General features: G+C 60.0%; 6 protein-coding genes and 4 pseudogenes. 8 read left to right on the forward strand and 2 right to left on the reverse strand.

Annotated elements, in window-relative coordinates:
- The first annotated feature begins 248 nt into the window (after positions 1-248).
- The 7 genes and pseudogenes from ACXAC4_RS21450 to ACXAC4_RS21480 all read left to right on the forward strand — a co-directional run.
- Positions 249-557, forward strand: coding sequence for a hypothetical protein (locus ACXAC4_RS21450; RefSeq protein ID WP_475165227.1), 309 nt, complete (start codon positions 249-251; stop codon positions 555-557).
- A 239-nt stretch (positions 558-796) separates the two neighbouring features.
- Positions 797-967, forward strand: a complete 171-nt coding sequence (locus ACXAC4_RS21455; RefSeq protein WP_475165234.1) for a CHC2 zinc finger domain-containing protein — start codon at positions 797-799, stop codon at positions 965-967.
- A gap of 80 nt (positions 968-1,047) precedes the next feature.
- The gene (locus ACXAC4_RS21460) at positions 1,048-1,239 is read left to right on the forward strand and encodes a hypothetical protein (protein WP_475165229.1); all 192 of its coding nucleotides are present in this window, start codon (positions 1,048-1,050) and stop codon (positions 1,237-1,239) included.
- A 108-nt stretch (positions 1,240-1,347) separates the two neighbouring features.
- Complete coding sequence (locus tag ACXAC4_RS21465; protein ID WP_475165231.1) at positions 1,348-1,674, forward strand: toprim domain-containing protein; 327 nt, start codon at positions 1,348-1,350, stop codon at positions 1,672-1,674.
- Positions 1,675-1,786: 112 nt separating this feature from the next.
- Positions 1,787-2,059 (forward strand): hypothetical protein, encoded by a 273-nt coding sequence (locus tag ACXAC4_RS21470; protein ID WP_475165232.1) that lies wholly within the window; start codon positions 1,787-1,789, stop codon positions 2,057-2,059.
- A 913-nt stretch (positions 2,060-2,972) separates the two neighbouring features.
- Positions 2,973-3,185 (forward strand): annotated as a pseudogene (locus tag ACXAC4_RS21475) (RNA polymerase sigma factor region1.1 domain-containing protein); the annotation flags it as partial.
- Positions 3,186-3,215: 30 nt separating this feature from the next.
- Positions 3,216-3,338, forward strand: a pseudogene (locus tag ACXAC4_RS21480) (sigma-70 factor domain-containing protein); the annotation flags it as partial.
- Positions 3,339-3,380: 42 nt separating this feature from the next.
- On the opposite strand, the gene ACXAC4_RS21485 reads toward ACXAC4_RS21480, so the two are convergent.
- A complete protein-coding gene (locus ACXAC4_RS21485) occupies positions 3,381-3,686 on the reverse strand; it encodes a hypothetical protein (protein ID WP_475165233.1) in 306 nt (101 codons plus the stop codon).
- A gap of 11 nt (positions 3,687-3,697) precedes the next feature.
- Between ACXAC4_RS21485 and ACXAC4_RS21490 the strand changes: the two are divergent.
- Positions 3,698-4,069 (forward strand): annotated as a pseudogene (locus ACXAC4_RS21490) (hypothetical protein); the annotation flags it as partial.
- Between the two features lie 304 nt (positions 4,070-4,373).
- Here the strand turns inward: ACXAC4_RS21490 and ACXAC4_RS21495 are convergent.
- A pseudogene (locus ACXAC4_RS21495) lies at positions 4,374-5,039 on the reverse strand (response regulator); the annotation flags it as partial.
- Positions 5,040-5,083: the final 44 nt, after the last annotated feature.

Genomic DNA, 5,083 nt, shown 5'->3' on the forward strand with positions numbered 1-5,083 from the left:
GCCGCAGGGACGTGTTCTTCTTCTCGTCCTTGGGCTTGATTTCCTTGGTCTTCGCCATGGCTGATACCCGCGAAAAGTGACGTCATGATTTCACTTTGAGCCAGCAAGCGCAACGCGATTTCCCGGCGCTGGCGCAACGGGCAAGGCCACTGCGCTCTCCAGAGCGGTGATCGCAGCCCGCCTCATGGGTGACACTTTCCCCGCAAAGGATTACATAAGCGCCTTGGCTGACACAGGAGATGCAGACCATGCGGATTCTTGTAGTATTTTTCGGGCTGGTGCTCGCCGCCGCCACCCCGGCCTCCGCGCAAAGTGACAAGGCGGCACGCTGCGAAACCTCGGCCAAGATGGTCATGGAAGCAGTGCAGGCGCGTAAGGACGGTATCCCGCAAAAGCGGACCGAGCGCGAATTGCGCCGGGCGCTGGATCGCGACTTGGGCGAGACGCTGGCGCAATGCGAATTGACTCGCTGCCCGAAAACCAGCTCACCCTCGATGTGGGCCGCAGCTGGGAACAGCAGTGTCTCTCGCAATGACGCCGCGCTGAGGCGCGCATGACGTGACCCGCACCCGCCCGCGTCGCCCTTCCGGTCGGCGCGGGCATCGGCTATCTGACACAAACACAAACGCGCGTGCCGAGCCGCATGGACTTGGCCTCCCTCTGCATTGATACTCCGAGCATGAGTTTACCACCCGGCTTCCTTGACGAATTGCGCACCCCGACCGAGCCTCGAGCCAGGTCGTCGGTCGCAAAGTCATGTGGGATCAGCCGCAAGTCCAATCAGGCCAAGGGCGACATGTGGGCGCCCTGCCCGTTCCATCAGGAAAAGTCCGCCTCTTTCCACGTCGATGACCGCAAGGGGTTCTACTACTGCTTCGGCTGTCACGCCAAAGGCGATGCGATCAACTTCGTGCAAGAGACGCGAGAACGTCGACTTCATGGAGGCGGTCGAGATCCTCGCCCGTGAGGCAGGCATGCAGATGCCCGCGCGCGACCCGCAGGCCGCGCAGGAGAAGCAGGACCGCCGCAGCGCAGCTTGCCGAGGTGATGGAACAGGCGGTGCAGTTCTTCCGGCTGCAGCTGCGCACCGGCGCCGCGTGCGAGGCGCGCGCCTATCTCGACCGGCGCGGGCTCGATCCGCAAGCGGTTCAGGACCGTTTGGAGATTGGGTTTGCGCCCGATGGCTGGCAGCACCTCTGGGACGCATCTGCGCGGACAAGGGCGTCGCCGAGGATCTGATCATCGGCGGCGGGGCTGGCCAAGCCCTCGCAACAAGGGCGGCAAACCCTATGACGTGTTCCGCAACCGGATCATGTTCCCGATCCGCGATGCGCCGTGGCCGTGCCATTGCCTTTGGCGGGCGCGCCATGGACCCGCAGCGACAATGCCAAATATCTGAACTCGCCCGAGACCGAGTTGTTCGACAAGGGCCGCAACCTTTACAACCACGCGCCCGCGCGCGAGGCGGCGGGCAAGGGCCAGCCGCTGATCGTCGCCGAAGGCTATATGGATGTGATCGCGCTCAGCCGAGGCCGGGTTCGAGGCGGCGGTGGCGCCGCTCGGCACCGCCGTCACCGAGCATCAGATCGCAGCTGCTGTGGCGCATCGCCGGACGAGCCGGTGATCGCGCTCGACGGCGACAAGGCCGGCCTGCGCGCCGCCGATGCGGGCTGATCGACACCGGCGCTGCCGCTTGCTGGAGGCCCGGCAAGGGATTGCGGTTCGCCATCATGCCCGAAGGTCAAGGACCCGGACGACCTGCTGCGCGCCGAAGGGGCCGCAGGCGGTGCAGGCGGTGCTGGATCAGGCGCAGTCCCGATGGTGCAACTGCTGTGGCGGCGCGAGACCGAAGGACAAGGTCTTTGACAGCCCCGAGCGCAAAGCGGCGCTCGACGCGACGCTGCGCGCGGCGATCAAGCTGCATCCAGCGACCCTCGACCTGCGCCATCACTACGGCAATGAGATCAAGGAACTCCGCTGGCAGCTCTTCCGCAGCAAGCGCAGCGGCGATGGCGGAAACGGAGGCGGCAACTGGGGCGGAAAATCCGGCCCAGCGTAGCGCGGATTCCGCAATGGTCAGCCGCACCCAGAAATGGGGCCCGGCGGCCACCGTCGCCGCCAGCGCCGCGGCGAGTCCTCTGCTGATGGCCTCCGCTGAGCGAGGCTGCCGAGACCCGGTGCGGCGAGGCCGTCATTCTGGCCACTGCTGCTGCGAGCACCCGGCGCTGACTGCCTGAGTTCGAAGGCCAGTCTGGAGACGCCTGCAATGCCAGCGATCCCGATCACGCCGCGCTGCGCGACCTGTTCCTGAGCGCAGGAACGACCGACCCGGAAATGCTTCAGGAAGACGCGGCGCAGAGAATTGGACCCGAGGCCCTTGAATTCCTCCTCGGGGCTACGCCATGTGGCAGTGGTACCCTGCTTGCGACAGACCGGCGACGTTGAACTCGCCCGCCTCACGGTGGCCGAGGAATTCGCCAAGATCGCCGCGCAGGCGGGACTCGATGGCCGAACTCGCAGAGGCGCTGGAGGATATGGAGAGCCTCGCGGATGAAGCCCTGACCTGGAGGCTGGGACAGGCGGCACAGGCGCGCAATCAGGCGGTTATGAACCGTTCTGAAGACGATGGTGGAATTCGAAGCCGGGGCCAATGGGGCCCGGATGGACAAGAGAAGAACGCAGCGCTTTCGACGCGCTGCTGCAACAGAATTCGGCTTTTACCAAGGGTCAGAACTAAGATGACGCATTGTAGGGAAACTGGAGGAAAAACGGGTACAACGGGTGGCCGAATTATTTGATTCCCCCCTATGATTCGCAGAAACGAATCACTTCACTTGCGCGAGTGCCGGCCAGAACCGGCCCCTCCCTTTGACGGAGCACTTGCATGGCAGCCAAAGACAACGACGACGCGCAAGCCGGACAACTCAGGACGACGCACATAGCGCTCGACATGAGCCAGGCCGCAGGTCAAGAAGATGATCGCCGAGGCCCGCGAGAGGGGCTATATCACCTACGACCAGCTCAACCAGGTTCTGCCGCCGGATCAGGTCAGCTCGGAACAGATCGAAGACGTCATGTCGATGCTGTCCGAAATGGGCATCAACATCATCGAAGATGAAGAAGCCGAGGAAGAGAGAAAGAACAAAGGCTCGACCGAACTGGTCGACGACCGAAAGCAACCGTGAGGTTGCGCTGTCGCTGGGGCCGGCACCGAAAAGCTGGATCGCACCGATGACCCCGTCCGCATGTACCTGCGCGAGATGGGCATCGGTCGAACTGCTGAGCGCGCGAGGGCGAGATTGCCATCGCCAAGCGGATCGAGGCGGGCCGGAACACGATGATCGCCGGGCTGTGCGAAAGCCCGCTGACCTTCCAGGCGATCACCATCTGGCACGACGAACTTGTTGTCCGAAGACATTCTGCTGCGCGATGTCATCGATCTGGAGGCCACCTTTGGCAACCAGATGGATGAAGACGGCGATGTGGACAGAGCCGGTGGTTGACACCGTCTGCCGGTGTCGAGGCCGCGCAAAGCCGCGAAGGACGAACGAGCCCGAGCTGGACGCCGACGGCAACCCGATCCGCACAATGACGACGACGAGGACGAAGACGATCAGGCCAACATGTCCCTGGCCGCGATGGAAGCCGCGCTGAAGGATCGCGTGCTCGACAACGCTGGAACGCATCTCCACCGACTTTGCGCAGCTCTGTCGGAAATGCAGGACAGCCGGATTTCAGCGACGCTGAACGAAGACGGCTCGTTCTCGCGAAGACGACGAAGCAACCTACCAGAAGCTGCGCGTCCGAGATCGTTGAACTGGTGAACGGTCTGCATCTGCACAACAACCGGATCGAGGCGCTGATCGACCAGCTTTACGGCATCAACCGCCGCGTCATGTCGATCGACAGTGCGATGGTGAAGCTGGCCGATCAGGCCCGCATCAACCGCCGGGAGTTCGTCGACGCCTACCGTGGTCGCGAACTGGATCCGAACTGGCTGGCCGAGATGGCCGAAAAGCCGGGTCGCGGCTGGCAGATGTTCATCGAACGCTCCACCGACAAGGTCGAAGAGCTGCGCACACGATATGGCTCAGGTCGGTCAGTATGTCGGTCTGGACATCTCGCGAATTCCGCCGCATCGTGCAGCAGGTTCAAAAGGGTGAGAAAGAGGCGCGTCAGGCCAAGAAGGAAATGGTCGAGGCCAACCTGCGCCTGGTGATCTCGATCGCCAAAAAATACACCAACCGCGGGAGGTGCTGCCTTGTCTGGAGGAAGACTGAGAATTAACCTTAGCAATACGTAACTGAACGAAGTCGATTACAGTTACGTATTGTGAAGGTTAACGACGGTTAGATTCACCTCTTACACAGCACCTGTAGCTTCTCTTGTTTGATGGGCTTGGCAACAATGTCTTTGATCCCCAGCATCATATACTCTTTGATTTCATCCGGGCTTAAGCTTGCAGTAAACGCGAGGAAAGGCGTGCGCTGATTTTTATGTTCTATTTTCTTCAATGATTTCAGTACTTCTTGACCGGTCAAATCGGGTAGATTCATATCGAGCAACACAGCATCAAACTGGTGATGTTGAAGTAAATCGAGTGCTGACTGCCCTGTAGTTGCGAGCTTCACTTTGTGCTCATCTTCAGCCATAAACTCAATGGCAATTTTTTGGTTTAACTCTAAATCTTCGACTAATAAAATGTTAAGCCCAGTCACACAGTCTGTTTCATGGAGACGTTGCGGGACAAGGCTGAGTTCACCAATAGCAAGGTTTAAACTAAAACTAAACACACTACCTTTATTTAACTGACTGGCAATTTCGAGCTTTGAACCTAAACGTTCGAGTAAGCGTGCAGTAATCGCCAACCCCAAACCAGTACCGCCTTTTACTTTACCTGCGCTACTTTGCACATAAGGCTGAGTTAGTTTTTCAATATCGTCATCTTCAATGCCTGGACCTGAGTCGATCACGCTGAATGTAACGGTATGTGCCATAGCACTATCTTGCTCAAGGTGGACTTTAATTTTTACTGTTCCTGAGAGGTGCTGTGTAAGAGGTGAATCTAACCGTCGTTAACCTT

It is taken from the genome of Pseudoalteromonas sp. AWM4_233 (assembly GCF_056158285.1).

What these genes read in the sequence shown, in the direction of transcription:
- ACXAC4_RS21460 (WP_475165229.1), top strand. Translation starts at nt 1,048, where the DNA reads ATGGAACAGGCGGTGCAGTTCTTCCGGCTGCAGCTGCGCACCGGCGCC.
- ACXAC4_RS21455 (WP_475165234.1), top strand. Translation starts at nt 797, where the DNA reads ATGTGGGCGCCCTGCCCGTTCCATCAGGAAAAGTCCGCCTCTTTCCAC.
- ACXAC4_RS21450 (WP_475165227.1), top strand. Translation starts at nt 249, where the DNA reads ATGCGGATTCTTGTAGTATTTTTCGGGCTGGTGCTCGCCGCCGCCACC.
- ACXAC4_RS21485 (WP_475165233.1), bottom strand. Translation starts at nt 3,686, where the DNA reads ATGCGTTCCAGCGTTGTCGAGCACGCGATCCTTCAGCGCGGCTTCCAT.